The sequence below is a fragment of the Oscillibacter valericigenes genome, from assembly GCF_016902445.1.
Taxonomy (GTDB): Bacteria; Bacillota; Clostridia; order Oscillospirales; family Oscillospiraceae; genus Oscillibacter; species Oscillibacter avistercoris.
On record NZ_JACSNX010000007.1, the window covers coordinates 73,366 to 99,397 of the forward strand.

The following is a 26,032-nucleotide window of genomic DNA, read 5'->3' on the forward strand; positions in this document are numbered from 1 at the left end:
CGCCGTTGTCAATTTACAAAACAGTTACAATCTTTGACAATTTCTTTACGGCCAGTATAAATCTCCCTATCCTTGCGAAAAAACGGGGAAATTCCTTAAAATTTTATGAAGAGAGCCGCCCCGCACGATCCTGCGCAGGGCGGCTTTCGTTATCGTCTCCGGCGGCGCAGCACCAGCAGTGCCGCGCCCAGGAAAATGGCCAGGTCAGCCAGGTTGTATGTGTATCGTTTCAGCATGCCGGGGGCCTTTGGAACACGCAGATAGTCCAGCACCCGGCCGTGGCGCAGGCGCTCCCACAGATTGCTGAGGCCGCCGCCCAGCAGCAGCCCGGCCCCCACGCCCCTGAAGCCCCATCTGCACAGCAGCGCCCACAGCGCCGCCAGCGACAGAGGTGCCATCTGCCGGGCGCTCAGCGGAAGGGCTTCAAAGCCGGCCCCCTGGTTGTACCGGGGCGCGATCCGCACCCGGCCGCCGGCCAGATCCCGGCGGAACAGCCTGTTCCGCTCCAGGCTGCGGCGGACCTGGGCGCAGAGGCCCAAAACTGCCGCCGCGATGCAGACGGTCCCGATCATGTGTGCTCCTCCTTTGTCTGTTCCCGGGCCCGCTCCAGGGCAGAGCGGACGTTGCCTGTTTTGGAAAGGCGGTTGTTGGCTGCCAGGATATCGGCGATCTGGCCCTCCACCTGCTCCACCTCCTGCCGGAAGGCGCTGGCGGAGAGGCGCAGGGCCCCGTGGCCTAAAATAATCAGCTGTTCGGGGCCGTCGGAGGTGGCCACCCGCACCCGGTGGTGGCGGCCGATCTCGTAGGTGGCCCGCTCGATATAGGCGTCCGCCGTCTCCGCCTCCTTGGTGTAGACCACATGGATGTCGTGGTACTTCTCCACGCTGCCCTGGCCGCCCTTCACCTTGTAGGCGTCAAACACCGCGATGACCTCACACTTCCGGAAGCCCCGGTAGTTGCTGAGGATGTCGCACAGCTGCTTCCGGGCGGCGTCCAGGTTGTCCCGGGCGATGGCCTTCAGCTCGTCCCAGGCGAAGATGATGTTGTAGCCGTCCACCAGCAGGTACTCCGGGCCTGAGAACTGCTCCCGGATGGCCCGCTTCTCCTGCTCTGTCTCCGCCGGGGCGGGCCGCCGGGGCTCCTTGGGCGGGAGAAAGGCACGCCGCTTCACAGGGCCGTAGGTCCGCTCGAAGATGGCCTGGAGCTCCTTGTCCTGTTCGATGGTCCCGGCGTAGGCGGTGGAACGCCGGGCGTCCGGGCCGCCGGTCTCCGCTTCCTCCTCCGCGCCCAGGCGCAGGCCGCTGGACACGTGGGCCCGGGCGGGCACCTCGTCCCAGGGGACGATGACGCCGGCGCCGTGGCTGCAGAACACGGATTCCGGGGAGTTGTCCAGATCCGCCAGCGGGTCGTAGTCGATGCCTGCCAGCACGGCCTCCTGGTCCGGGCAGGGCTCGTAGCCTCGGAGAGAACAGCTGAGCCGCCCCCGGCCCTGGGTGTAGGCGGCCACCTCCCGGGCGTAGTCCCCCAGGGCGGACACCGCCACGGCACCGGTGAGTACCGCCTCCTCCCCCACCGTCTCCGGCGGGTTCAGCCGGGCGTTCATCTGCTGGAGATCCGTCATGGCCCGGCCCACCTGGGGCGCGGGCAGCTCCAGCCGGAAGTCGTACCAGGGCTCCAGCAGGATGCTCTCCGCCTCCATCAGCCCCTGGCGCACCGCCCGATAGGTGGCCTGGCGGAAGTCGCCGCCCTCCGTGTGCTTCACGTGGGCCCGGCCCGCCACCAGGGTGATCTTCATGTCCGTGATGGGGGAGCCGGTCAGCACCCCCAGGTGCTCCTTCTCCGCCAGATGGGTCAGCACCAGCCGCTGCCAGCGGCCCTCCAGCTGGTCCTCCGGGCAGGCGGAGCCGAACACCAGGCCGCTGCCCCGCTCTCCCGGCTCCAGCAGCAGGTGGACCTCCGCATAGTGCCGCAGGGGCTCAAAGTGGCCGATGCCCTCCACCGGGGCGGCGATGGTCTCCCGGTAGCAGATGGCGCCGGGGCCGAAGGCCACCTCCAGGCCGAACCGCTCCCGGAGCATCCGCTGCAAGATCTCCAGCTGGATCTCCCCCATCAGCTGGACGTGGATCTGCCGGGCCTGCTCGTTCCAGGCGATGTGGAGCTGGGGGTCCTCCTCTTCCAGCTGGCGGAATTTCTCCAGGGCCGTGTGGGGGTCCACCCCCTCCGGCAGCAGCACCTGGTAGGTCAGCACCGGCTCCAGGGCCGGGGCGGTCCAGCCGGTCTCGATGCCCAGGCCCTCCCCCGCCCGGCTGCGGGAGAGGCCCGTCACGGCGCACACCGTCCCCGCCGGGGCCTCCTCCACGGTGCGGAACTTGGCGCCGGAGTAGATGCGGAGCTGGTCCGCCTTCTCCTCCCACACCTGCTCATCCGGCAGGCCGGGACGGCGGTTGGTCAGCAGGCTCTTCACCCGCAGGGTGCCGCCGGTGACTTTTAAATAGGTAAGGCGGGCGCCCTGGCTGTCCCGGGCGATCTTGAAGATCCGGGCGCCGAACTCCGCCGGATAGGCCGGGACGGGGGCATACTGCTCCAGCCCCTCCAGAAATTCCGTGACCCCCTCCAGCTTCAGTGCGGAGCCGAACCAGCAGGGGAACAGCTTCCGCTTCCCAATCATCTGCCGCAGGTCATCGTCCGTCAGCCCTCCGGTCTCCAGATACCGCTCCAGCACCGCCTCGTCGCAGACGGCGGCCTCCTCCCGGAAGGTCTCGTCCCGGGCCCCGCCGAAGTCCACGCAGCCGCCGCCCAGATGGTGTTTCAGCTGTTCCAGCACGGCGGAGCGGTCCGCCCCCGCCAGGTCCATTTTATTGATGAAGAGAAACGTGGGGACGTGGTACCGCTCCAGCAGGTGCCAGAGGGTGCGGGTGTGGGCCTGGACACCGTCGGTGCCGCTGATCACCAGAATGGCGCAGTCCAGCACCTGGAGGGTCCGCTCCGCCTCGGCGGAGAAGTCCACGTGGCCCGGGGTATCCAGCAGGGTGACCTCTGTATCTTTTAAGGAAAACACCGCCTGCTTGGAGAAGATGGTGATGCCCCGCTCCCGCTCCATGGCATCCGTGTCCAGAAAGGCGTCCTGGTGGTCCACCCGGCCCAGCTTCCGCAGGGCCCCGCTCCGGTACAGCAGCGCCTCGGACAGGGTGGTCTTCCCCGCGTCCACGTGGGCTAAGATTCCAACGACCAGCTTCTTCATGTCTCCACTCCATCTCTTGTGTTGATCCAGAGGTATTCTATCATCTCCCGGCCCAGGGCGCAAGATGTCCCGGCGGCAGGCGGTCCTTTCTTGCGGAACGGACCGGACCGTGGTACAATGGCCGGGAACATTCCACAGAAACGGGAGGCGCGCCATGTACCGCATTTTCATCGTGGAGGACGACGGGACCATCGCCGGGGTCATCCGCCGCCATCTGACCGGCTGGGGATACACCGTCCGCTGCGCGGAGCGGTTCGACGACGTCTTGTCGGAGTTCGCCGCCTTTGACCCCCACCTGGTGCTGCTGGACATCTCCCTCCCCTTCTTCAACGGCTACCACTGGTGCCAGGAGATCCGTCGGGTCTCCCAGGTGCCCATCCTGTTCCTCACCTCCGCCTCGGACAACGTGAACGTGGTGATGGCCATGCAGCTGGGCGGGGACGACCTGCTGGCAAAGCCCTTCGATCTGCAGGTCCTCTCCGCCAAGGTCCAGGCGCTGCTGCGGCGGGCCTATGACTTCGGCCCGCCGTCCCACCTGCTCTCCTGCGGCGGCGCGGTGCTGAACGTGTCCGACGGGACGCTGGACGCCCGCGGCCAGCGGGTGGAGCTGACGCGGAACGAGTGCCGCATCCTCCAGCTTCTCCTGGAGCACAAGGGGGAGATCGTCAGCCGGGAGGCCCTGATGACCCGGCTGTGGGAGTCCGACAGCTTTGTGGACGAGAACACCCTGACGGTGAACATCGCCCGGCTGCGGCGGAAGCTGGAGGCAGCGGGCCTCCCGGACTTCATCCGCACCCGGAAGGGCGCCGGGTATCTGGTGGAGGGGTGACAAATGCTGACAGCCTATCTCAAGCGCCAGTGGAAGCTGCTGTTGCTGCTGGCTGGGGCGGTGGCGGTGTTCGCTGCCGTGTTCGCCCTGTACGACCTGCCGGTGGAGGCGGTGGCCTACGCGGGCCTGCTCTGCCTGGTGCTGGGGCTGATCCTGTTCGCCCTGGGATACTCCGCCTTTCTCCGGCGGCACCGGGAGCTGGAGGGCCTTCTGCGGAAGGTCCATGAGTCCGTGCTGCCCCTGCCGCCGCCCCGGGGCGTACTGGAGGCGGACTACCAGGCATTGCTCCGGGCCGTCTGCGCCGACCGGGTGCGCCTTGCGGCGGAGAACCGGGACCGGCTGGAGGACATGACGGATTACTACACCCTCTGGGCCCACCAGATCAAGACCCCCATCGCCGCGGCCCGGCTGCTTCTGCAGGAGGACCCCGGTGCCGTCAGCGGAGAGGTGGAGGTGGAGCTCCTGAAGATCGAGCAGTATGTGGAGATGGTGCTGGGCTACCTGCGGCTGGACAGTGAGAGCACGGACTACGTCCTCCAGGACACGGACCTGGACGGCCTGCTGCGGCAGGCGGTGCGGAAGTTCGCCCGGATGTTCATTCTGAAGAAGATCGCCCTGGACCTCCGGGAGACGGGCCGGACGGTGCTGACGGACGAGAAGTGGCTCTCCTTCGTGGTGGAGCAGGTGCTGTCCAATGCGTTAAAGTACACCCCCGCCGGAGGGCGCATCCGCATCTGCGGTGACGGGGAGACGGTGGTCATCGCCGACAGCGGCATCGGCATCCGGGAGGAGGACCTGCCCCGGGTGTTCGAGAAGGGCTTCACCGGCTACAACGGCCGGGAGGACAGGAAGTCCACCGGCATCGGGCTGTACCTGTGCCGCCGGGTGATGGACCGGCTGAACCACAGCATCTCCATCGTCTCCCGCCCCGGGCAGGGAACGCTGGTGCGGCTGGACCTCTCCCGGGGAAACCGGGTGGTGGAGTGACCCCATGTGACAAAAGTGTAAGGAATCGGGCCGGACTGTAAGCCAGAACGATGGCAGACAGTCCGGCCCCTCGGCTACAATAGAGGCAAGATCCCGATGCTAGGAGGTATCTCTATGCCCTTACTGGAAGTACAGCATATCCAGAAGATCTACACCACCCGCTTCGGCGGAAATCAGGTCCAGGCCCTGTCCAACGTCAGCTTCTCCGTGGAGGCGGGGGAGTATGTGGCCATCATGGGGGAGTCCGGCTCCGGCAAGACCACCCTGCTGAACATCCTGGCGGCTCTGGACCGCCCCACCGCCGGGGAGGTGCTGCTTGCGGGCAAGCCCCTCTCCGCCATCCGGGAGCGGGACCTGGCGGCCTTCCGCCGGTCCCACCTGGGGTTCGTGTTCCAGGACTTCAACCTGCTGGACACCTTCTCCCTCCAGGACAACATCTATCTGCCCCTGGTGCTGGCGGGGACGGACTACCAGGAGATGCGCAAAAAGCTCCGCCCCATCGCGGACCAGCTGGGCATCTTGGACATCCTGACGAAATATCCCTACGAGGTCTCCGGCGGCCAGAAGCAGCGGGCGGCGGTGGCCCGGGCCCTCATCACGGACCCCCAGCTGATCCTGGCGGACGAGCCCACCGGCGCCCTGGACTCCCGGTCCTCCGACGCGCTGCTGGAGCTGTTCGGGGAGCTGAACGGCGCCGGGCAGACCATTCTGATGGTCACCCACTCGGTGAAGGCGGCCAGCCACGCCGGGCGGGTGCTGTTCCTGCGGGACGGGCAGGTGTACCACCAGCTCTACCGGGGCGGCGAGAGCCAGGAGGCCCAGTTCCGCAGGATCTCCGACACCCTGACGGTTTTGGCGGGAGGCGGTGAGGGCCATGCGTAAGTCCGGCTTTTTCCCCCGGCTGGCCCTGGTGAACCTGGTGCGCAACGGCCGGTTCTACGGACCCTATCTCCTCTCCTGCGGCATGACCGCCGCCATGTATTACATCCTCTCCTACCTGACCCGCAGCGACATCGTGGCCTCTGTCCGGGGAGCCGGGTATCTCCAGAGCCTGATGTATCTAGGCGCCCTGGTGGTGGCGCTGTTCGCCGCCGTTCTGCTGCTGTACGCCAACAGCTTTGTGATGAAGCGCCGCCGGCGGGAGCTGGGGCTCTACAACATCCTGGGGCTGGAGAAGCGCCACATCGCCCATCTGATGGTGTGGGAGACCGTCTACTGCGCCGCCGCGGCCATCCTGGGGGGCCTTGCGGCGGGGGTGCTGCTGAGCAAGCTGGTGCTGCTCCTGCTGCTGCAGGTCTCCCGCCTGCCGGTCCAGTACGGGTTTGAGATCAGCCTGCCCGGCATGGCCAACACCGCTGCCCTCTTCGGCATCCTCTTCCTGCTGACGCTGGTGTGGAATCTGGCGGGGCTCCTGCGGTCCAAACCCGTGGAGCTGCTCCACAGCGCCAGCGCCGGGGAGCGGGAGCCCAGGACAAAGCGGCTCCTGGTGGTGCTGGGTGCCGTCACTCTGGGGGCCGGCTACGCCACCGCCCTGACGGTGGCGGACCCCTTCACCGCCCTGGCCTACTTCTTCCTGGCGGTGGTGCTGGTGATGATCGGCACCTACTGCCTGTTCACCGCCGGGTCCATCGCCCTTTTGAAGCACCTGCGGAACAGCCCCCGGTACTACTACCAGCCCAAACACTTCACCGCCGTGGCGGGCCTGCTGTACCGGATGAAGCAGAACGCCGTAGGCCTGGCCAACATCTGCATCCTCTCCACCATGGTGCTGGTGACGGTGTCCACCACCGTCAGCCTGTACGCCGGGCTGGAGGGGAGCCTGGACCGGATGTTCCCCTATGACGTGGACGTGATCCAGCCCCTGGACGGCGTGCCGCCGGAGGAGGCGGAGTCTGCGACGGCGGACACCCTGGAGCGGGTCCAGACCGCTGCGGCGGATGCGGGCCGGAAAGTGGAGCTGCTCCAGTGGTCCACCCTGCTGGACACGGTGGGCTGGTACACCGGCAACACCTTTACGCTTTTGACACAGGATGGAGTGAGCACTCAGATCCGGGTGCTCACCGCCGACGATTACGGCCGCCTCACCGGCCACACGGTGGACCTGGCACCGGATGAGGTGCTGATCCAGGCGGAGAACCTCGCCTTGCCGGAGACCTTCTATGTGGAGGACCTCCCTTTTCACGTGGCCGGGACCATCACGGACTTCCCCCGGTACAATGACACCGTCTTCATTTCCGGCCAGACAGCCCAGCTGTCTCTGGTGGTGGCGAATGAGACGGTGGCGTCCGCCGTCAATGTCCGGGATACCAGCGACAAACGGGAATTCCATGTTCAGATGGACCTGGACGGCACGGAGGCGGAAAAGCAGGCCTTTGTGGACCCTCTGCTGGCGGCGGACGTGAACGGCGTCTACTCCGTCATCAGCCGCCAGGACAATGCTCTGGACCTGTACACCATGTACGGCGGCTTCCTGTTCCTGGGTGTCTTCCTGGGGCTGCTGTTCCTGCTGTCCACGGTGCTCATCATCTACTACAAGCAGATCTCCGAGGGGTACGAGGACCAGCGCCGGTACCAGATCATGCAGCAGGTGGGCATGAGCCCCCGGGAGGTCCGCTCCTCCATCCGCTCTCAGGTGCTGCTGGTGTTCTTCCTGCCCCTGGTGACGGCAGGCATCCATGTGGCGGCGGCCTTCCCCATGCTGTGCAAGCTGCTGGAGCTGTTCAACCTCTTTGATGTCCGGCTCTTCGCCCTCTGCGCCGCCGGGACGCTGCTGGTGTTCTGCGCCATCTATGCCCTGGTCTACGGCCTCACCACCCGGACCTACAGCCGCATCGTGGGAATTAGGAATTAGGAGTTAGAAATGAGGAATTGAAAAGCGGAAGCGGCGATGCCGCTTCCGCTTTCTCAGGATTGGGGAGCTGACCATGGGGCCAAATTCCTCATTCCTAACTCCTCATTCCTCATTTACTTTGCGGGCCGGATCATGGCCCGGCGCAGCAGCAGCCACGTGACGGCGAAGAACGCTGCGCCCATGGCCAGCAGCACCGCCGCCGCGTTCCAGGGGGAGGCGGCCAGGAACCGCCCGAAGGCCGCCAGGGCCTCCACCGCCGCCCGTCCGGCGGAGGTGGTGTCCAGCCAGGTGAGCAGCGGCGCACTGCCGAAGATCAGCGCCAGGGGCACGGCCACGGAGATCAGGATGGTCCAGAACTTGCTCAGCCGCCAGTACAGGGCGGAGCAGAACTGCCCCAAAGCCGCCAGCATCCAACCCACCACCGTGGAGAGGACCGCTCCCCGGGCCAGCGCCCCCACACCGTTTCCGGCGGGCGCCGGCTCGTAGATCAGCTGGTACAGATCTGTGATCAGCAGGTGGCTCCCGCTGCCCAGAACCGCCCGATAGATGCCCATGATCACGGACACGCCCACAGCCACCAGCAGTGCCGCCACCGCCAGGGCCGCCACGTCCGCCAGAAAGGCGGACCGGCGGGAGACGCCGTTCTGGTTCAGCACCCGCTGGTTCTCCCGCAGGCCCACCATGCCCAGAACCAGCCCGAACATCCCCACCGCCATGGAATAGCCGTTGAAGCTGCTTTCAGCGGCTGTCTCTCCGGCCAGGAAATAGGCCAGTGCCATCATGGCCGCCGGGATCAGCGCCATGGCCAGCCACAGCACCGCCACCGCCCGGAAATAGTTCTGCATCTCATACCGGAAGGCCCGGCCGAATCGTGTGTTCATCTCTGGTCCTCCTCTTCCATCAGGCTGATAAAGTACTCCTGGAGCCCCACGCGCCGCCGCTCCAGTCCGGCGGGCAGGTCCTCGGTCCCCTCGCCCCGGACGCAGACGGTCTTGAGCCCGCCCAGCACGGAGGAGGCGAACACGTCCCGGCCGGCGGCCCAGCCGTCCACCAGCCCGGCAGGGCCGGACACCGCCCAGCAGGCGGCGGTCAGCGCCTCTGTGGGGGCGTCCTGCAGGATGCGGCCCTTCCGGATGATGACGGTGTGCTCAATGAGATCCGCCACCTCGGCGATCAGGTGGGTGGAGATCACCATGGTACAGGGACTCTCCGCGTATTTCCGCACCAACAGCTTGTAGAACAGATCCCGGTGCTGGGCGTCCAGGCCCAGGACGGGCTCGTCGAACAGCACGTAGGGGGTGTTGACGCTGAGGCCCAGAACAATACGGAAGATGGAGCCGTAGCCGGTGGAGAGGCTGTTGATCTTCTTGTTCAGCGGCAGCTCGAACTGCTTCGCCAGATTCTCGGCGTAGGCCCGGTCAAAGTCCGGGTAGAACAGCTCCGCCGTGTCCAGGGCCCGCTTCACCTTCATGTCGTCGGGGTACAGGTTCTTCTCCCCCACCAGGAACAGCCGGCTCAGGGCCGCGTCGCTGCCCGCCGGGGCGCCGTCCACGGTGACGGTGCCGCCGTCCTGGCACATCCGCCCGGTGAGGATGTTCAGCAGCGTGGACTTGCCGGCGCCGTTGTTGCCCAGCAGCCCGTAGATCTTCCCCTCCTCAAAGGTCAGTGACACATCCTCCAGGGCACGGGTGTCCCCGAAGGTCTTGGTGATATGTTGAAACTCAATGGCCATCTTCTTCCATTCCCCTTTCCAGAAGTGTCCGCAGCTCCTGGTCCGTCAGCCCCAGATTCCGGGCCTCCCGCACCATCCGCTGGACATAGTCCTGATAAAACCGCTCCCGCCGGCTCTGGCGGAGCTTCTCCCGGGCGCCGGAGGCCACAAACATCCCCACGCCCCGCTTCTTGTACAGCAGCCCCGCGTCCACCAACAGGTTGATGCCCTTCAGGGCGGTGGCGGGGTTGATCCGGTACTGCACCGAATACTCTGTGATGGACGGCACCTGGCTCTCCTCCGGATAGGCCCCGGAGAGGATCGCCTCCTCCAGCTGCTCCGCGATCTGCTGGAAGATGGGCCGGTCTTCCGTCAACGTCAAGGCGGTTCCCCCTTTCCTGCCGGTTTGTTATCTGGTTAATTAGTCTAGTAACTAACCGTTTGGCTAATATAGCATGGGATGCACCGCTTGTCAAGAGGGGGCATGGAATTTTTTGTGAGGCCGCCTTCCGGACAGAAAACCGCCCGCGGGAAACGGCTTCCCCACGGGCGGTCTCTTTCTCTTTTCATCTTTTAATCCGGAAACAGTCCGGCGGCGGTCTCCTCCAGTTCTTTGAAAAAGCCGCTGATGTGGCTGCCGTCGTTGACGGCATGGGAAAACTCCCCGCCCACCGGCAGCACCATCCGGTCCTCCTGCGGATGGACTTTGCCCAGCAGCACAAAGGGCGTGAAGTCCGGCTTCGGGTCCCCGCCGAAGCTGAAGGCGGAGAAGGCCAGCCCCGGCACGGCGGAGATGCCGCAGAGGTTGGGGGGCAGGGTCTCATCGCAGAGTAGGCGGCCGCAGGTCTCCGCCCGGGCGCAGTCCTCCCGGAACTGCGAGAGGAATGCATCATAGTCCGGTGTAAAGCGGGTGACCTTCATGGCAAACAGGTCCGGGGCGTCCCGCCGGGGCACGGTGTAATAGGGGTGGAGCTGATCCCACACCCCGATCCGCCCCGCCTGGTCCCGGCCGTAGCGGAAATGCACATGACGATTCAGCACGGCGGCCACACACCACACCAGGGCCGGATACAGCTTTTCGCCCCGGGCCTTCGTACGCTGATAAAAGGGCGTGATGTCCACGTCCGCCGTCAGATAAATGGCGGTCTGGCGGAAGACCTCCAGGTACTCCCGCCGCTCCCAGGTGCTCTCATCAATGGGGGTAAAGGCCATGCGCTCTGCTCCTTTCTCCGCATCCACGGACGCTTTTTACCATGGTACCACAGGTCCGGGCCGGCGTCCATCATCACTCGAACCGGGACTTCATGAAGTGGATGAACTGGCGGGTCTCTCGGGTCAGGAACACGTCCCGCCGCCACACCACGGCGATGTTCAGCAGCAGCGGCGGATCCACCGGCAGGGCCACGATGTCCTCCCCCGGCTCGATCACCTGGGGCAGCAGGAACGCCCCGGCCAGGTTCTGGCGGATGAAGCTCTTGATGGTCAGCAGCTGGTTGGAGTAAAACAGCACGTTGGGCGTCAGCCCGGCGCTGCGGAACCGGCTCTGAAGCTGTGCCTGGTGATAGTGCCCGCTGGTGAACAGGATCAGCGGCGCCGCCGCGATGTCCCGCAGCTCCGCCCGTTCCCGGTTTGCCATGGGGGTGTCCGGACCGGTGCAGTACATCATAGGTGTCCGCAGCAGCAGCTGGGCCTCCAGCGCGGCGGGGGGCGTCTCCCCCATGGCGATGATGGCCAGGTCCAGCTGTCCGGAGCGCACCATGTCCCGGGCCGTGTCGGATCCCGCCTCCGTCAGCCGGATCCGGACCTCCGGATGGCTGCCGGTAAACTCGGCGAAGATCTTGGGGAACAGGAAAAACGCCACCATGGGCGGCACTCCCACGGAGAGGGTGGTCCGTCGGCGGCTCAGGGCCTGGAAGTCCGCCGTCAGGCCGTCCACCTCCTCCAGGATGCTGTCGCACCGGGCCAGGAACGTCTCACCGTCCGGCGTGGGCACCAGCGTCCGGCCGCCCCGGCTCAGCAGCAGCACCCCCAGCTCGTCCTCCAGGCTCTGGATAGCGGCGGTGACGGCCGGCTGGGAGATGTGGAGCCGCTCCGCCGCCCGGGTGATGCCTCCCAGGTGGCAGACGGCGGAAAAATACCGCATCTGCGACAGCTTCATGCGGCAGTCCCCTCCCTTCAAATATATAGATAAAACTGATATATCCATCAATATTCTATATTTTATTTATTATATGACGCGTGCTAGAATAAAGTCAACAGCCGCATGGCGGCATTGGGAATCCCGTTGGAAAAAGGAGGATCATCTGATGACGGACAGAGAGTTTTGGATGGGGCCTGACTTCCCCCGGCAGCCTCAGGAGGTGCTGGAGCGCCTGAAGACCTATGGAGCCTGCGTGGCGGCGGACGCCATGAAGGGCTTCAACGCCATGAACGGCTCCATCCAGCCGGTGGCGCCGGGCAGGTGCGTGTGCGGCTGCGCGGTGACGGTGCGGCTGCGGCCCGGGGACAACCTGCTGCTCCACAAGGCCATCGAGGCGGCCCAGCCCGGGGACATCCTGGTGCTGGACACCAACAGCAGTTACCGCAACGCCGTCATCGGCGGCATCATGTGCGGCGCCGCCTTCGGCAAGGGCATCGGCGGCCTGGTGGTAGACGGCGCCGTCCGGGACGTGGAGGAGCTCCGCGCCCACGACTGGCCGGTGTTCGCCGCCGCCGTGGTGCCCTGCGCCGTGGACAGCGAGGGCCCCGGCCAGCTGAATCACCCCATCAGCTGCGGCGGCGTGCCGGTGCATCCGGGGGACATTATCCTGGCGGACGACAACGGTGTCACCGTCATCCCTCCCGCCTGGGTGGACTGGGTGCTGGAGGGCTGCGAGAAGCGCCGCCAGTCCGAGGCCCGCCGCATGGCGGAGATCCAGCAGGGCCAGCTGACGTCCGCCGCCGTGCTGGGCAAACTGGAAAAGCTGGGACTGTAAGGAGGGCCGTCATGACTTCCAAACTGGAACGCCTCTTGGCCGGCGGGACGGTGGCGTGGGACCGGGCCCTGGTGACAGACGGCCTGTCCCCGGAGGCGGTGGCACAGATCACCGCCGTCACCCCCGCCGCGCCGGACAAGACCTGGGTGGTCATCGACCACGACGCCCCCGCCGGCTCCGTGGCGGTGGCGGAGCAGCAGAAGGCCCTGCTGGACTGGGCCAGACGGGCCGGCACAGTCTTCCGCTCCGGCCGGGGCATCGGGTACGCCCTGCTGCTGGAGGCGGGTCTGACGCAGGGGGAGATCGTCCTCTCCGGCGGCAGCCATGCGGCTGCGGTGGGAGCCGCCGGGGCCGTGGGCCTGTCCCTGCCGCCGGCGGAGCTGGCCCGTGCCCTGGAGCGCGGGCAGGTCTCCCTGCCCCCAGCGCCGCTGCTGCGTCTGGCGGTGACCGGCACCCTCTCTCCCTACCTCTCCGTCCGGGATCTGGCCTGGACTTTGATCCAGAGCGGCCTGTGCAGGGGAAAAGCCGTGGCCATCCACGCCCCCCAGCTGACGCCTGCCCAGGCCATGGACCTGTGCGGCCTGCTGGGCACCGCCGGAGCGGTGACCGCCTTCTGTGCCGAAGCGGACGCCCCGGCGGATGAGACGGTGGATCTGTCCGCTCTCCGTCCCATGGCGGTGCTGCCCGGGGACGCCGGACAGACCGCTCCCGCCAGCGGGACCGACGGCCTGCGGGTGAACCAGGTGTTCATCGGCGGCTGCGGCGGCGGAAGTCTGGAGGCCCTGCGGGAGACGGCGGCCCTCTGGCGGGGCCGGACCGTGTGCCCCTATGTGCGGGTCATGGTGGCTCCGGCCACCTCAGCCGTCTACATCCAGGCCCTGGAAGAGGGGCTGATGGATGTCTTTCTGGACGCCGGGGCGCTGGTGATGAACCAGGGGTGCTCCGCCTGCTGGGCCCAGAGCCAGGGGCGGTGTGACCAGGCCGAGGTCTTTGTCTCCACCGGCTCCATCAACTGCGCCGGCTGGGCGGGCAAAGCCCACAACGGCATCTACCTGACCTCGGTCCGCCGGGCCGCCCAGGCGGCACTGTCCGGCAGTCTCTACGAGTCCTGAGAGGAGGCCCGCCATGGAACAGACTTTTCGCAGCCGCGTCTGGCAGCTGGGTGACAACATCGACACCGATATCATCATCATGACCAAATATCTGGCCAAGGCCTCCCTGCAGGAGATGGTCCCCCATCTCTTCGAGCCCCTGCGGCCGGACCTGGCGGCCCGGCTGCGGCCGGGGGACGCCATCGTGGCCGGAGAGAACTTCGGCTGCGGCTCCTCCCGGGAGATGGCGGCCTCCGTCTTAAAGACAGCGGGCATCCGCTGCATCATCGCCAAGAGCTTTGCCAAGATCTTCTTCCGCAACGCCATCAACAACGGCCTGCTGCTGATCGAGTGCCGGGACCTGTATGACCGCTGCCGGGAGGGCGACACCGTGGAGGTGGAGGTAGGGAGGCAGCTCACCTGCAACGGCACCGCCTATCCCATCCCCGCCCTCAGCCGGGAGGTGCTGGACATTCTCCGCTACGGCGGCCTGGTGCCCCGGATGCAGGCGCTGGACAAGTCCGCCCTGGCCGCTCCCGCCCCCCGGGACACCCTGCGGGACACCCACCGCCCCGGCCATACCCTGGCGGAGCAGCTGCTGCTCCACAACACCGGGGCGGAAGATCTCCGGCCCGGCGACGTGGTGACGGTCCGGGTGGACGAGGCGGTCCTCCACGACATCTACGCCCCCTACATCTTCCAGCAGTTCCGGGACATGGGCTTTGACCGGGTCTTTGACCCGGAGCGGGTCTCCGTCATGGTGGACCACCTGTACCCCACCTGCCTGGACGACGATCCCCGGTGCTTCCGGTACAGCCGCCGGTTCCAGGATGAGTACGGCGTGAAGCGGCTCTACGTGGCGGACGGCATCAGCCACCAGCTGGCCCTGGAAGAGCGTCTGGCCGCCCCCGGCAGGATCATCTTCGGCACGGACAGCCACACCACCACCTACGGCGCCGTGGGCGCCTTCGCCACCGGCGTGGGGTATACGGAGATGGCCTCCATCATCGGCAGCGGGCAGCTGTGGATCCGGGTCCCCTCCGCCATCAAGGTGGTGGTGAACGGGACCCTGCCCATGGGCGTCTTCCCCAAGGACATCATCCTGCGGGTGCTGGGGGACCTGACCGCCGCCGGCGCCATCTACAAGTCCCTGGAGTTCACCGGCTCCGCCATCCGTCAGCTCAGCGTCTCCGGCCGGGCAGCCATCGCCAACATGGCGGTAGAGTGCGGGGCCAAGGCGGCCCTGTTCGCCCCGGACGAAAAGACCGCCGCCTTCTGCGGCGTGGACCTGGCGGACTGTGACTGGCTCCGCTTCGACGAGGACGCCCCATACGAGCGGGTGCTGACCTACGAGGCGGACACCTTCACCCCCTATCTCTCCTGCCCCTACGGGGTGGACAATGTGCACCCCATCCGGGACGTGGCGGGCACGCCGGTGGACCAGGTGTTCATCGGCAGCTGCACCAACGGCCGGCTGGAGGATCTGGCTGCCGCCGCCAAGGTGCTGGAGGGCCGCTCCATCGCCCCCTATGTCCGGCTGATCGTGACGCCGGCCTCCAAAGCCGTCTACCGGGAGGCCGCCCGGCTGGGATACCTGAAGACGCTGGTGCAGGCGGGCGCCATGGTGACCCATCCCTTCTGCGGGTTGTGCCAGGGCCGCAGCGGCGGCCTGGTCAGCGGAGACCAGGTGGTCATCGGCACCCACAACCGCAACTTCATCGGCCGCATGGGCAGCCCCGCCGCCCGGACCTACCTGGCGAGTCCGGCGGTGGCGGCGGCCTCCGCCCTGGAGGGCCGCATCGCCGATCCGGCACCTTACCTGTGATGCCCTGACGGGCAGGGCCCCCGGCCGTGAAATACGGCCGGGGGTCCTGCAATTCAATGGGGTCTGGGAGTTTGGGCGAGTGTGCGTTATGCCCGGGTGTAGTTCTCCACAAAGTCCAGAATGGTCTCGTTGAACTGCTCCGGATCCTCCAGGAACATCACGTGTCCCAGGTTCAAAAACTCGTGGAAGTAGCAGTTGCCGTTCACCAGGTCCCGGTAGTACCGGCCCATCTCGATGCCCCGGGGGATGGCCGGGCTGTCCGCGCAGCACAGCAGCAGGGGGATGTCGATCTTGGGCAGGGTGACGGTGTAGTCCTTGAACAGGAAGTCGTTGTACAGGGCAAAGGCGATGTACACCGGCAGCTTCTTCATCTCCGTGCTGACCCAGTCCTCATCCTCCTGACAGGGCGGGGTGTGGAAGCAGAGCCGGGTAAAGGCCCGGACGTAGCCGTCGTGGTTGGAGAAGGCGTTCTCCAGGGTGGCGGTCATGGCATCCATGTTGAAGCCCGCCAGGGAGTGGCTGTTCCAGGGCTCCGGAGAGAAGGGGTACAGGGCGGAGTCGATGACGCCGATCTTCTTCAGGTGCTCGTCGCCGAACTGCTCATAGTACTCCATCACCACGCTGCTGCCCATGGACCAGCCCAGCAGCGTCACATCCTCCAGACCCAGGTGCTCGATGAGCTCGTGGACGTCCTTGGCGCAGCGGTCCATGGTCAGGTTGTGCAGGCACTTGGAGGAGGAGCCGTGGCCCCGCCAGTCCATCAGCACCAGCCGGTGGTCGGCGGAGAGGGCCTCGATGTTCTTATAGAAAAACTTGGAGGAGCAGAGATACCCGTGGAGGATCAGGATGGGATCCCCCTTGTCCTTGCCGTAGTCCTCGAAATAGATCCAGGCGCCGTCGCTGACCTGGAGGAAATTGTCCTTGCTCTTGATCATGCCTCTGCTCCCTTTCTCAGTCTTTCAGCGTGTCGATCTTGGCGTACTTCTCATCGTAGTCCTCGCAGAAGAACACCTGGAAATATCCCAGCTTGATCCGGTCCCTCTGGGTGGCATAGCTGACCGCCACCAGCAGCACCAGGGAGATCAGCCAGGCCGGCAGGAATGCGTGGACGCCGCCCAGGGCCGTGGCCCACCACGCCTTGGTGGACGGTATCACGCTGGACATGAAGTAGAACAGCACATATGAGGCAAAGCCGCCGATGATGGATGCCAGCATGCCCTTTGCCGTGGCCTTCTTCCAGTACATGCCCACCAGGACGGGGAAGTACCAGGCCGCCGCCAGAGCCGCCAGGGCGAAGTTGATCATGTACTGGGTCAGCTCAGAGGGCCGCAGGGCGATCAGGGTGGCGACCAGCGCGATCCCCAGGACAAAGGCGGTGTTGATGGTGCTCTGGGTCTTGGGAGGTGTGTTGGGCTTCCAGCAGTCCACCACAAAGTCCTTGGCCAGCATGGAGGCGCCGGCCATGGCCAGGCCCGCCAGGGAGGACTGGATGGCGGCGAAGATGCCGCAGAAGATGATGCCGCCCATCCAGGAGGGCAGGAGGTTGGTGGCGTTGAAGATGGTGGTGTAGTCCGCCGTCTCCAGGCCGGGATTGATGGCCCGGGTCAGGGGACCGGTGAAGCACATGATGCCCTGGATCAGGGTGAACACGCAGCAGGAGATCAGCACGCCCTGCTTCAGCTTCTTGTGGTTGTTATAGGTCATGGTGACGGACAGGGCATGGGGCACAGCGCCCAGGCCCACGCCGGCGAACAGGGCCGTGCCCATGGCGTTCCAGAAGGAGAAGCCGGTATCCGCCTGAATGGCGCCGGGGAAGGCGGTGCCCAGATATTCCATGGTGGCCTGGACGCTGCCGTACTGCTCCACGTTGTTGGCGATCAGCACGCCGATGATGGAGAACGTGGCGATCAGCATGATGACGCCCTGGATGCAGGCCACCTTGGCCATGGACTTGATGCCGCCGGAGACGGTGTAGATCACGGTGATGACGATGGTCAGCAGGATGCCCAGATAGTAGGAGTTGGAGCCGGTGACGGCGGCGAAGACCTTGGCGCCGGAGGTGATCTGTCCCACGGCGAAGAAGGTCAGGCCGAAGGCGCCGGTGATGGCCAGTGCCCCCACCACCTTCTTGGACTGGAACCGCAGCCCCAGCAGCTGCTGGAACGTGACGGCGCCGGTGCGGTCGCGGAGGATGGCCACCTTGCGGCCCACGCTGCCCAGGCCGTAGGCCGCGGTCAGGAAGCCGGCATAGTAGACCAGCGCCGCGGTAAAGCCCACGGAGTAGCCCAGGCCGGGCGCTGCCACCATGGTGCCGCCGGCCATGGAGTTGGTGGCGGCGATCATGGCGATGGCAAAGGCGCCCAGTCCGCCGCCGCCCGTCAGGAAGGAGGCCAGGCCGTCCTTGCCGCCCTTCCTGGACTGGTATTTGATATAGAAGCCAAAGCCCACGATGACGACGCTGTAAATGGCGAAGATGATCAGCATCACCTGGGAAGTGGACGCGGTAATGGAAAATCCGCCCAGATCAAAGCTCATGTCTTGTTCCCTCCCTCTTTCTCGCTCTCCTTATTTTTCTTGAACCGTGCGGTCAGCGGGAACTCCTCCCACTTCACCAGCCAGATCATGCCCGCCGCGAACATGACCAGGTAGATCACGATGGCTCCGGAGATCCACATGGGCATGCCCAGAAAATATTTCATCTCTGCGGGATCCCCAGTGCCGAAGGCGTACATCCAGATGGTCGCGATCACCGTGGCCACCACGCCGATCACGTGAAAGAACACGGCGTCCTTCTTGCCCGCCTCCAGGCGGCGGTCCAGGTTGCCCACCTGGGCGGGGTCATAGTCGGTGCTTTCCAGATCGACGTTTGACAGCTTCTTGTCTTCCATGCGAGTTTCCCTCCTTCAGAATCCTCTCCCGACCGGCGGATCCCGGTCCGGCTTGCTGTCCTTTCTTTCAAGCAAAAGATGTGCCATCTTTTCATTGTCTGTTTTGTCCAATTTTTCCTTGCGATTTTGTCATTTCCTATGATATATTAGAAAAAAGGCCTCCCCATTTTCTCTGATCCGCGAATTCGTTTTTCGCATTTCGGCAAAACGCGAATTTTGAAGAAAGGAGCATCTCTCATCATGGCACAGAGTCCGGAAGCACGCCCGGCCGGGGACCTGGCTTCAGATCCCGCGGCACAGAAGGAATATGAACTGCTGAAAGTTCTGGCCGAACACTACTTCGGCAGCATGCTGGTCACGGATGACCGCGGCCGTTTTCTCTACGTCAGCGACGGCACCTGCCGTCTGCTGGGCATCGATCGGGAGACGCTGCTGCAGATCTCCATCTATGACACCCTCAAGGGGTACTGCTTTGCCACCAGTGCCTCCTCTATCAAAACGCTGGAGACGAAGCAGGAGTGCCTCAGCAACCACACGCTGACCTCCTCCGGCCGGCAGGTGCTGGCCCTGTCCCGGCCTCACTTCGGCCCGGACGGGGAGCTGCAGTACGTCCCCACCTACAGCTGGGACGAGGAGGAGCTGTACACCCTGCTGGAGAAGTTCGACCGGGAGCGGGATAACGTCCGCAACGTCATCCGCTTCATGCAGGCCACAGACAAGACCCCGGACATGATCATCGCGGAGAGCGATGCCATGGTGAAGCTGCTGGAGTACGCCGACCATGTGGCCACGGTGGACAGCACCGTCATCCTGTACGGAGAGTCCGGCAGCGGCAAGGAGATGTTCGCCAAGTACATCCACGCCCGCAGCAGCCGGGCCAGTCAGGTCTTCATCCCCATCAACTGCGCCTCCCTGCCCCCCTCTCTGCTGGAGGAGGAGATGTTCGGCTATGAGCGGGGCACCTTCACCGGCGGCTCCAAGGACGGCAAGATCGGCCTGTTCGAGTTTGCCGACAAGGGCACCATCTTTCTGGATGAGATCGGCGAGATGTCCCTGGAGCTCCAGGCCAAGCTGCTGCGGATCATCGAGACCGGCGAGGTCAAGCGCCTGGGCAGCAACCGGATCCAGAAATGCGACGTGCGGATCATCGCCGCCACCAACCGGAATCTGCGGGAGATGGTGGAGGAAAGAGCCTTCCGGGCGGACCTGTACTACCGGCTGAACGTGCTGACCATCCACGTGCCGCCCCTGCGGGAGCGGGTGGCGGACATCGAGCCGCTGGCCCGGCACTTCGTCCAGCTCTTCAACAAGAAGTACGGCTTTGCCAAGCACTTCTCCCCGGCCCTGATCCGGGCGCTGGAGCGGTGGTCCTGGCCGGGCAATGTCCGGGAGCTGCGCAATACGGTGGAACGGATGATGGTGGAGAGCCGGGACTCCATCATCGACGCGGGGGCGTTCCGGGAGGTCCCGCCGGCCCCGGCCGCCCAAGACGCAGGTGAGCGCCCCGGCCCGGATCTTCTGCCCTATCAGCAGGCCATGGAGGCCTATGAGCGGGAATACCTCTCTGCGGTGGTATCATCCTGCGGCGGAGACCTCAGAAGGGCTGCCGGAAAGATGGGCCTCCACCTGTCCACCCTGTACCGGAAGCTGGAGAAGCTGGGCTTGAAGCCGCCCCGGTCCGCCGGGCACGGGCGGGCAGCCGACGGGGAGCCGACCGGCTGAAAAAGCTGGCATGAAGATTGCTTAATAATTTTGACGCGGTGCTGTGTACCGCGGGAGAGAAGGAATCGGTCTTGCTGGAAAATCTGCTGTTCAGTCTCAATATGAGCCTGCCCCTTTTCGTCGTCATGGGGCTGGGATGCGTCCTGACCCATAAAGGGTTCTTTACAGAAGACTATGTCTCGCACACCACCAATCTGGTGTACTACATACTGCTGCCCGGAAAGATGTTTCTGGACATCGCCACCAGTGACCTCGGCGCCGCCTTTGACACCAGGTATGTGGCGGTGGCAGTGGGCGGCGTGGTGCTGCAGTTCGCGCTGGCCTGGGCGGCCGGATGGCTGCTGTGCCCGGACCGCAGCAAGCAGAGCGCCTTTTCCCATGCCGCGTACCGGGGCAATTTCGTCTATCTGGGCACGGCGCTGCTGCAGAACATCTATGGAGTCTCCCATGTGCCCAGCGCAACGCTGATCCTGGCGCTGGTGATCCCCCTGTATAACATCCAGGGCGTCATCCTGATGACCGTCAAGGAGCGCCAGGGCCGCTTCCGCCTGTCCGCCGTGCTGCTGAACGTCCTGAAAAATCCCATGATCCTGGCAGTCCTGGCGGCCCTTCCCTTCGCCTATTTCAAGATCCAGCTGCCCTTTGTGGTCTCTGAGAGCCTGGGCTATTTCCAGGCCGCCACCAATACCATGGCCCTGCTGGTGGTGGGCGGCAGCATCCGGCTCAGCGCCCTGAAGAGCGACATGCCGCTGCTGCTGCGCCTCTCCGGCGTCAAGCTGCTGCTGATGCCGGCCATCTGGGCCGCCATGGGGATCGCCGCCGGTCTCCCGGCGGAGCAGCTGGTCACCCTGATCATCGTGGGCGCCATGCCGGCCGCCGTCAACGTCTATATCATCACGGACAAGATGGGCGGCGACGGGGCTCTGGCCTGCAGCGCCGTGGTGGTGACCCACCTGGTGTCTCTGTTCACCATGACGGGCATCGTCTTTGCCATGCGCACGGCGGGGCTCATATGACCGGGCTGATCGTAACGCTTTGCAACTTTGTTTCTGTTACATAAGACGCGCCATGCAACCTCTCCGGTGATCCTGCGTATCCTCCGCGGGCCTCCGCCTGCGGATCGAACGATATCCTGTCAATCAGCAAACATGGAAAGGAGTTTTTCACGATGGATTTGCCGAAACACGTAGAACTGATCGAGGTCTGCCCCCGGGACGGATTCCAGAACGTCCATGACATCATCCCCTTTGAGGGCAAGGTGGCCATTATCAAGAAGCTGGCAGAGGCCGGCTTCAAGCGGCTGGAGATCGTCTCCTTCGTCAGCCCCAAGGCCATCCCCCAGATGGCCGACGCCAAGGATGTGGTGGCCGCTGTGAAGGACACGCTGAAGGAGCACGGCGTCCGCTCCGTGGCCCTGGTCCCCAACGCCCGGGGCGTGGAGACCGCCGTGGAGTGCGGCATCGACGAGCTGACCTATGTCATCAGCGTCAGCAAGGCCCACAACATGGCCAATGTCCGCCGGACGCCGGAGGAGTCCATGGAGCAGTTCAAGGCCCTCATCCAGGAGTACGGCCACAAGATCGACTTCCGCCTGGCCCTGGCCACGGCTCTGGGCTGCCCCTTCGGCGAGGAGATCCGCACCGAGCGGGTGGCGGAGATGGTGCAGTTCGGCCTGGACCTGGGCTGCAAGGAGATCTCCATCGCCGACACCGTGGGCATGTCCAACCCCAAGCGCACCTATGATCTGATGAAGGCCCTCACCGCCCAGTTCGGCGCGGACAAGTTCGTCATGCACCTCCACGACACCCGGGGCCTGGCCCTGGCCAACACCCTGGCCGCCATGCAGCTGGGCGTCCACAAGTTCGAGACCGCCGCCGGCGGCCTGGGCGGCTGCCCCTTCGCCCCCGGCGCAGCCGGCAACGTGGCCACGGAGGACACCCTGAACATGATGCACGAGATGGGCATCGACACCGGCATCGACAACGATGTGCTCCATGAGGCGGTGCTGCTGGTCCAGCAGTATGTCCACGCCCCCATCGTCAGCCATCTGACGCCCCTGTACAAGAAGGAGCCCTGCGTGTAAAGGCGATCCGCCATCCGAACGCCCCTGCGGCGCTTCCGCGCCGCAGGGACTTTCTGTGTCCCCCTGCCGGATAAGGGGTTTCTTTTTTCCGGGATCTGTGCTATCCTAAAATGAGATTTTGTTTGTCCGCGGCAAAGCATGGTCCCTTTTCGGGTCCTCTTGTTCTGCCCGTGTCCGCGTCCAGAACGCAGAGAGGTATATATGCGGGAGATATTGAATTGGCGAGACGCCAAGCGCGTCAGTGAGATCTGTGTGGTGGCCCCCACCCAGAAGCTTGCCGAAGAGGTCTGCTCTCTGATCGACCAGAAGCATTACCGTGAAATCGATGTGGTCGTCGCCACCGGCGGCCGGCAGGAGATCGTGGACTGCGGCCAGGCTCTGTCCGAGAAAGGGGCAAAAATCATCATCACCCGAAAGGGCACCAAAAGCATTTTTGAAGAGACCACCGCTTTGAAAGTCGTCGGACTGAACTACACGCTGTCAGACTATCTCTGGATGCTGAAGGAGCGGGGGATCTATACGCCCGGCCTGGTGGCATTTTTCTCCTACGATCCTCTGGGGCAGGACGTCCTGCAGATGTGCGAGATGCTGGGCGTCCAGGCAAAAAATTACATTTTCAAAAACTTTGCCGACTGCAGGACCTGTGTCGAAGACGCCCTGCGGGACGGGGCCGTGTTCAGCGTGGGCGGCGCCTGGACGGACCCCTGGGCCAAGCGGTTGGGCCTGCCCCACGTGATCCTCGAAAATGCGGAGGGGACCATCCTCACCGCCCTGGAAAACGCCATCCAGCTGCGCCGGGTCCAGCTGGAGGAGGCCGAGAAGCAGCAGCGCTTCAAGACCCAGATGGAGATGTACCAGGCGGTGCTGAACTTCACCCATGACGCCATCCTGGCCATCGACGAAAACGGCCGGGTCCAGGTCCTCAATCCGCCGGCGGAGCGGATCATGGGCTGCCGGGCCGCAGATTCCGTGGGACAGCCGGTGGAGGCGGTCCTGCCCAACACCCTTCTGCCGGAGGTGCTGGAGAGCGGTGAAAAGCAGCTGGACCAGATCATGCAGATCCACCAGACCCTGTGCAACACCAACCGGATCCCCATTCTGGTGGACGGCCAGCGCCGGGGCGTGGTGGCCACCTTCCAGGACGTGAAGCAGCTGCAGAACAGCGAGCAGAAGATCCGCCTCAAACTGCATGAAAAGGGCCTGGTGGCCAAATACGCCTTCAACGACATTCTGGGGGACTCCCCGGCCATCCGCAGCACCATCCAGATCGCCCAGAGCTATGCCGCCTCCCGGGCCTCCGTGCTGATCCTGGGAGAGACCGGCACCGGCAAGGAGCTGTTTGCCCAGTCCATCCACAACGCCAGCGACCGCCGGGACGGCCCTTTCGTGGCCATCAACTGCGCCGCCGTCAGCAACAGCCTGCTGGAGAGCGAGCTGTTCGGCTATGAGGCCGGGTCCTTCACCGGCGCCTCCCGGGGCGGCCGGGAGGGCGTGTTCGAACTGGCCCACGGCGGCACCCTGTTCCTGGACGAGATCGGCGAGATCCCCCGGGAGACCCAGGTGGAGCTGCTGCGGGTCCTGCAGGAGAAGGAGATCCGCCGGGTGGGCGGCAGCCGGGTGATCCCCGTGGACGTGCGCATCATCGCCGCCACCAACAAGGACCTGCTGCAGGAGACCGTGGAGGGCCGCTTCCGGGAGGACCTGTACTACCGCCTGGACGTGCTGGACCTGAAACTGCCGCCCCTGCGGGAGCGGGGCGACGATGTGAGGATTCTGGGCATCCACCTGTTCCGCCAGCTGCCCGGAGGAGAGGATCCCACCATGCAGCGTCAGTTCCTGCAGCTGCTGGATGAGGTGGGCCCCTATCAGTGGTACGGCAACATCCGGGAGCTGCAGAACTTTGTGGAGCGGGCCAACATCCTGATGCGCAGCGCCGGTGCGTCTGCGGTGGCAGTCTCGGACATCCTCCGCCGCCGCACCGATCCCGCGCCGGAGCCCCGTCAGGAGGCGGAGAGCCGGGACCGCAGCGCCATCGAGGCAGCCCTGCGCAACCACCCCGGCTCCATGGAGGATGCCGCCAGGAGCCTGGGCTGCAGCCGGCAGACTCTGTGGCGGAAAATGAAAAAATACGGCATCCAGCGCTGACTGTTGCACTTTTTGTCGCGTTCTTAACAGATTGCAACATATATTTAACGAATTTTGATACACATCCTGAAAGAAACACCTTATCCGCTGTTTTTTATCTGCGGACAAGGTGTTTTTTTGTGCGCTTTTGCTCCTTTTCTCCAGATATTTCATGGCGAATTCTAAACATTTTCCAGAAAATATGAACGGTTCTTTAACGGTTGGCACGCTTGTTGCTATAACTATTTATTAGCTTCTGACGTCGTGGGCGAGCGGCGGCTGGGCGGGCTGCAGGGGGTCCTGCGGCAAGACTCTACAATCTTTTAGGAGGAGATTCAATGGGTAAAACGAAAGTCCAAAAGTTCGGTTTCCTCATCGGTATCGTCGCCATGCTAATCATTGGCTTCATGCCGACCCCTGAGGGACTGACGCTGGTGGGCCAGCGGGTGCTGGCCGTCACCGTGCTGATGGTGATCTTCTGGATCACCGAGGCCATGCCGATCCCGTTCACGGCACTGCTGCCGATCTTTTTGTTCCCGGTCATGCAGATCACCGGCTCCAAGGGGCAGAATGACATCACGCTGTTTGCGCACTATGCGTACTCCACCTGCTACCTGTTGGTGGGCGTGGGCTTCCTGTCCGGCGCCATGGTGAAGCACGGCCTGCACAAGCGCATCGCCCTGGGCATCGTCAGCAAGGTGGGCAAGAAGCCCTCCACCCTGATCCTGGGCTTCATCATCGCCGTCAGCTTTGTGTCCATGTGGATGTCCAACACCACCGCCACCGTCATGATGCTGCCCGTGGCCCTGGCCATTGCCAGCACTTTGGGTGACGAGGCCAAGGGCCTGAAGAAGGCCATGGTCCTGGCCATCCCCTACGCCGCCACCATCGGCGGCATGGCCACCGTCATCGGCACCACCACCAACCCCACCGGCATCGGTCTGATCCGGGAGACCATCGGAATTGACATTGACTTCCTGGAGTGGCTGAAGATCGGCCTGCCCTTCACCCTCATCCTGATCCCCTTCTTCTGGATCTACATGGTGAAGTTCTTCAAGGTGGACAAGATGCCTCCCACCGACATCTCCATCGCCCGCAAGCAGTATGAGGAACTGGGTCCCATGAACAAGGGCGAGAAGTGGGTCTCTGTGATTTTCGTTCTCTGTGTGATCCTGTGGGTCACCCGCTCCCTGGTCTGGGGCGACTGGTTCCCCTATGCCACGGACGAGACCATCGCCATGTTCGGCGCCATCCTGGTCATGATCGCCCCCATCGACTTCAAGAAGGGCGAGTACGTCTGCGACTGGAAGACCGGCTTCAACGACATCCCCTGGAACGCCGTCATCCTGCTGGGCGGCTCCATGGTCATGGGCAATGCCTTCCGTGACTCCGGCTGCGCCCAGTGGATCGCCTCCATGCTGTCCGGCCTGGAGGGCATGAACTCCGTCCTGATCGTGATCATCGTCGGCCTGGTCACCGCCATCCTCACCGAGCTGACCACCAACGCCGTGGTCGTGGCCGCCTTCATCCCGGTCCTGGCCGGCGTGGGCGAGGCCATCGGCGTCAGCCCCTTCGCCATGATGATCGCCTGCATGCTGGCCTGCAACTTCGCCTTCATGCTGCCTCCCGGAACGCCCCCGAACGCCATCGTCTACGGCACCGGCGAGATCGAGCTGAAGGACATGATGAAGTGCGGCCTCGGCCT

The 26,032-nt window shown here is 64.7% G+C and carries 22 protein-coding genes; 12 read left to right on the forward strand and 10 right to left on the reverse strand.

Annotated features, from left to right (window positions below):
• Positions 1-149 precede the first annotated feature (149 nt).
• On the reverse strand, positions 150-572 hold the full coding sequence (locus tag H9X91_RS07150) for a signal peptidase II (RefSeq protein ID WP_204803889.1): 423 nt from the start codon (positions 570-572) through the stop codon (positions 150-152).
• Positions 569-3,241, reverse strand: a complete 2,673-nt coding sequence (locus tag H9X91_RS07155; protein ID WP_204803890.1) for a translation factor GTPase family protein — start codon at positions 3,239-3,241, stop codon at positions 569-571. The genes H9X91_RS07150 and H9X91_RS07155 overlap by 4 nt, the downstream gene beginning before the upstream one ends.
• A gap of 154 nt (positions 3,242-3,395) precedes the next feature.
• On the opposite strand from H9X91_RS07155, the gene H9X91_RS07160 reads away from it, so the two are divergent.
• From H9X91_RS07160 to H9X91_RS07175, 4 genes are all read left to right on the forward strand, one after another.
• Entirely contained in the window at positions 3,396-4,070 is a 675-nt protein-coding gene (locus H9X91_RS07160) for a response regulator transcription factor (protein ID WP_204803891.1), read from the forward strand.
• A 3-nt stretch (positions 4,071-4,073) separates the two neighbouring features.
• Entirely contained in the window at positions 4,074-5,057 is a 984-nt protein-coding gene (locus H9X91_RS07165) for a sensor histidine kinase (protein WP_204803892.1), read from the forward strand.
• A 114-nt stretch (positions 5,058-5,171) separates the two neighbouring features.
• Positions 5,172-5,939 (forward strand): ABC transporter ATP-binding protein, encoded by a 768-nt coding sequence (locus H9X91_RS07170; protein WP_204803893.1) that lies wholly within the window; start codon positions 5,172-5,174, stop codon positions 5,937-5,939.
• Positions 5,932-7,908: an FtsX-like permease family protein gene (locus H9X91_RS07175; protein WP_204803894.1), complete on the forward strand. Its 1,977-nt coding sequence runs from the start codon at positions 5,932-5,934 to the stop codon at positions 7,906-7,908. The genes H9X91_RS07170 and H9X91_RS07175 overlap by 8 nt, the downstream gene beginning before the upstream one ends.
• 113 nt (positions 7,909-8,021) lie before the next feature.
• Here H9X91_RS07175 and H9X91_RS07180 read toward each other — a convergent pair whose 3' ends face one another.
• The 5 genes from H9X91_RS07180 to H9X91_RS07200 form a co-directional block, all read right to left on the reverse strand.
• The gene (locus tag H9X91_RS07180) at positions 8,022-8,789 is read right to left on the reverse strand and encodes a hypothetical protein (protein ID WP_204803895.1); all 768 of its coding nucleotides are present in this window, start codon (positions 8,787-8,789) and stop codon (positions 8,022-8,024) included.
• Positions 8,786-9,640, reverse strand: a complete 855-nt coding sequence (locus tag H9X91_RS07185) for an ATP-binding cassette domain-containing protein (protein WP_204803897.1) — start codon at positions 9,638-9,640, stop codon at positions 8,786-8,788. The genes H9X91_RS07180 and H9X91_RS07185 overlap by 4 nt, the downstream gene beginning before the upstream one ends.
• Positions 9,630-10,001, reverse strand: a complete 372-nt coding sequence (locus tag H9X91_RS07190; protein ID WP_204803898.1) for a GntR family transcriptional regulator — start codon at positions 9,999-10,001, stop codon at positions 9,630-9,632. Before H9X91_RS07190 ends, H9X91_RS07185 begins: the two co-directional genes overlap by 11 nt.
• Before the next feature lie 191 nt (positions 10,002-10,192).
• Positions 10,193-10,831 carry a CatA-like O-acetyltransferase gene (locus tag H9X91_RS07195; RefSeq protein WP_204803899.1) on the reverse strand — a complete coding sequence of 213 codons (639 nt, stop codon included), beginning with the start codon at positions 10,829-10,831 and terminating at the stop codon, positions 10,193-10,195.
• A gap of 73 nt (positions 10,832-10,904) precedes the next feature.
• Complete coding sequence (locus H9X91_RS07200; RefSeq protein WP_204803900.1) at positions 10,905-11,777, reverse strand: LysR family transcriptional regulator; 873 nt, start codon at positions 11,775-11,777, stop codon at positions 10,905-10,907.
• A gap of 148 nt (positions 11,778-11,925) precedes the next feature.
• Here H9X91_RS07200 and H9X91_RS07205 point away from each other — a divergent pair, with 148 nt between their 5' ends.
• From H9X91_RS07205 to H9X91_RS07215, 3 genes are read left to right on the forward strand one after another with little or no spacing between them, the layout of a single operon-like run.
• Positions 11,926-12,594, forward strand: coding sequence for an RraA family protein (locus tag H9X91_RS07205; RefSeq protein ID WP_204803901.1), 669 nt, complete (start codon positions 11,926-11,928; stop codon positions 12,592-12,594).
• An 11-nt stretch (positions 12,595-12,605) separates the two neighbouring features.
• On the forward strand, positions 12,606-13,706 hold the full coding sequence (locus H9X91_RS07210) for an aconitase family protein (protein WP_204803902.1): 1,101 nt from the start codon (positions 12,606-12,608) through the stop codon (positions 13,704-13,706).
• Between the two features lie 13 nt (positions 13,707-13,719).
• Positions 13,720-15,510 carry an aconitase/3-isopropylmalate dehydratase large subunit family protein gene (locus H9X91_RS07215; RefSeq protein ID WP_204803903.1) on the forward strand — a complete coding sequence of 597 codons (1,791 nt, stop codon included), beginning with the start codon at positions 13,720-13,722 and terminating at the stop codon, positions 15,508-15,510.
• 86 nt (positions 15,511-15,596) lie between these two features.
• Here H9X91_RS07215 and H9X91_RS07220 read toward each other — a convergent pair whose 3' ends face one another.
• Genes H9X91_RS07220 through H9X91_RS07230 form a run of 3 tightly spaced genes read right to left on the reverse strand, consistent with a single transcriptional unit; the run spans position 15,597 to position 18,398 of the window.
• Entirely contained in the window at positions 15,597-16,445 is an 849-nt protein-coding gene (locus tag H9X91_RS07220; RefSeq protein WP_204803905.1) for an alpha/beta fold hydrolase, read from the reverse strand.
• 16 nt (positions 16,446-16,461) lie between these two features.
• Positions 16,462-18,045, reverse strand: a complete 1,584-nt coding sequence (locus H9X91_RS07225; protein WP_204803907.1) for a sodium:solute symporter family transporter — start codon at positions 18,043-18,045, stop codon at positions 16,462-16,464.
• A complete protein-coding gene (locus H9X91_RS07230) occupies positions 18,042-18,398 on the reverse strand; it encodes a DUF997 family protein (protein ID WP_204803908.1) in 357 nt (118 codons plus the stop codon). The genes H9X91_RS07225 and H9X91_RS07230 overlap by 4 nt, the downstream gene beginning before the upstream one ends.
• Before the next feature lie 240 nt (positions 18,399-18,638).
• On the opposite strand from H9X91_RS07230, the gene H9X91_RS07235 reads away from it, so the two are divergent.
• The 5 genes from H9X91_RS07235 to H9X91_RS07255 form a co-directional block, all read left to right on the forward strand.
• The gene (locus H9X91_RS07235; RefSeq protein ID WP_204803909.1) at positions 18,639-20,120 is read left to right on the forward strand and encodes a sigma-54 interaction domain-containing protein; all 1,482 of its coding nucleotides are present in this window, start codon (positions 18,639-18,641) and stop codon (positions 20,118-20,120) included.
• A 71-nt stretch (positions 20,121-20,191) separates the two neighbouring features.
• Entirely contained in the window at positions 20,192-21,136 is a 945-nt protein-coding gene (locus H9X91_RS07240) for an AEC family transporter (RefSeq protein WP_204803910.1), read from the forward strand.
• 152 nt (positions 21,137-21,288) lie between these two features.
• Positions 21,289-22,203, forward strand: coding sequence for a hydroxymethylglutaryl-CoA lyase (locus H9X91_RS07245; protein ID WP_204803911.1), 915 nt, complete (start codon positions 21,289-21,291; stop codon positions 22,201-22,203).
• 201 nt (positions 22,204-22,404) lie between these two features.
• The gene (locus tag H9X91_RS07250; RefSeq protein WP_204803912.1) at positions 22,405-24,348 is read left to right on the forward strand and encodes a sigma 54-interacting transcriptional regulator; all 1,944 of its coding nucleotides are present in this window, start codon (positions 22,405-22,407) and stop codon (positions 24,346-24,348) included.
• Positions 24,349-24,665: 317 nt separating this feature from the next.
• On the forward strand, positions 24,666-26,032 hold a 1,367-nt coding region (locus H9X91_RS07255), incomplete at its 3' end, for an SLC13 family permease (RefSeq protein ID WP_204803913.1).

What these genes read in the sequence shown, in the direction of transcription:
- H9X91_RS07150 (WP_204803889.1), bottom strand. Translation starts at nt 572, where the DNA reads ATGATCGGGACCGTCTGCATCGCGGCGGCAGTTTTGGGCCTCTGCGCC.
- H9X91_RS07155 (WP_204803890.1), bottom strand. Translation starts at nt 3,241, where the DNA reads ATGAAGAAGCTGGTCGTTGGAATCTTAGCCCACGTGGACGCGGGGAAG.
- H9X91_RS07160 (WP_204803891.1), top strand. Translation starts at nt 3,396, where the DNA reads ATGTACCGCATTTTCATCGTGGAGGACGACGGGACCATCGCCGGGGTC.
- H9X91_RS07165 (WP_204803892.1), top strand. Translation starts at nt 4,074, where the DNA reads ATGCTGACAGCCTATCTCAAGCGCCAGTGGAAGCTGCTGTTGCTGCTG.
- H9X91_RS07170 (WP_204803893.1), top strand. Translation starts at nt 5,172, where the DNA reads ATGCCCTTACTGGAAGTACAGCATATCCAGAAGATCTACACCACCCGC.
- H9X91_RS07175 (WP_204803894.1), top strand. Translation starts at nt 5,932, where the DNA reads ATGCGTAAGTCCGGCTTTTTCCCCCGGCTGGCCCTGGTGAACCTGGTG.
- H9X91_RS07180 (WP_204803895.1), bottom strand. Translation starts at nt 8,789, where the DNA reads ATGAACACACGATTCGGCCGGGCCTTCCGGTATGAGATGCAGAACTAT.
- H9X91_RS07185 (WP_204803897.1), bottom strand. Translation starts at nt 9,640, where the DNA reads ATGGCCATTGAGTTTCAACATATCACCAAGACCTTCGGGGACACCCGT.
- H9X91_RS07195 (WP_204803899.1), bottom strand. Translation starts at nt 10,831, where the DNA reads ATGGCCTTTACCCCCATTGATGAGAGCACCTGGGAGCGGCGGGAGTAC.
- H9X91_RS07200 (WP_204803900.1), bottom strand. Translation starts at nt 11,777, where the DNA reads ATGAAGCTGTCGCAGATGCGGTATTTTTCCGCCGTCTGCCACCTGGGA.
- H9X91_RS07205 (WP_204803901.1), top strand. Translation starts at nt 11,926, where the DNA reads ATGACGGACAGAGAGTTTTGGATGGGGCCTGACTTCCCCCGGCAGCCT.
- H9X91_RS07210 (WP_204803902.1), top strand. Translation starts at nt 12,606, where the DNA reads ATGACTTCCAAACTGGAACGCCTCTTGGCCGGCGGGACGGTGGCGTGG.
- H9X91_RS07215 (WP_204803903.1), top strand. Translation starts at nt 13,720, where the DNA reads ATGGAACAGACTTTTCGCAGCCGCGTCTGGCAGCTGGGTGACAACATC.
- H9X91_RS07220 (WP_204803905.1), bottom strand. Translation starts at nt 16,445, where the DNA reads ATGATCAAGAGCAAGGACAATTTCCTCCAGGTCAGCGACGGCGCCTGG.
- H9X91_RS07225 (WP_204803907.1), bottom strand. Translation starts at nt 18,045, where the DNA reads ATGAGCTTTGATCTGGGCGGATTTTCCATTACCGCGTCCACTTCCCAG.
- H9X91_RS07230 (WP_204803908.1), bottom strand. Translation starts at nt 18,398, where the DNA reads ATGGAAGACAAGAAGCTGTCAAACGTCGATCTGGAAAGCACCGACTAT.
- H9X91_RS07235 (WP_204803909.1), top strand. Translation starts at nt 18,639, where the DNA reads ATGGCACAGAGTCCGGAAGCACGCCCGGCCGGGGACCTGGCTTCAGAT.
- H9X91_RS07245 (WP_204803911.1), top strand. Translation starts at nt 21,289, where the DNA reads ATGGATTTGCCGAAACACGTAGAACTGATCGAGGTCTGCCCCCGGGAC.
- H9X91_RS07250 (WP_204803912.1), top strand. Translation starts at nt 22,405, where the DNA reads ATGCGGGAGATATTGAATTGGCGAGACGCCAAGCGCGTCAGTGAGATC.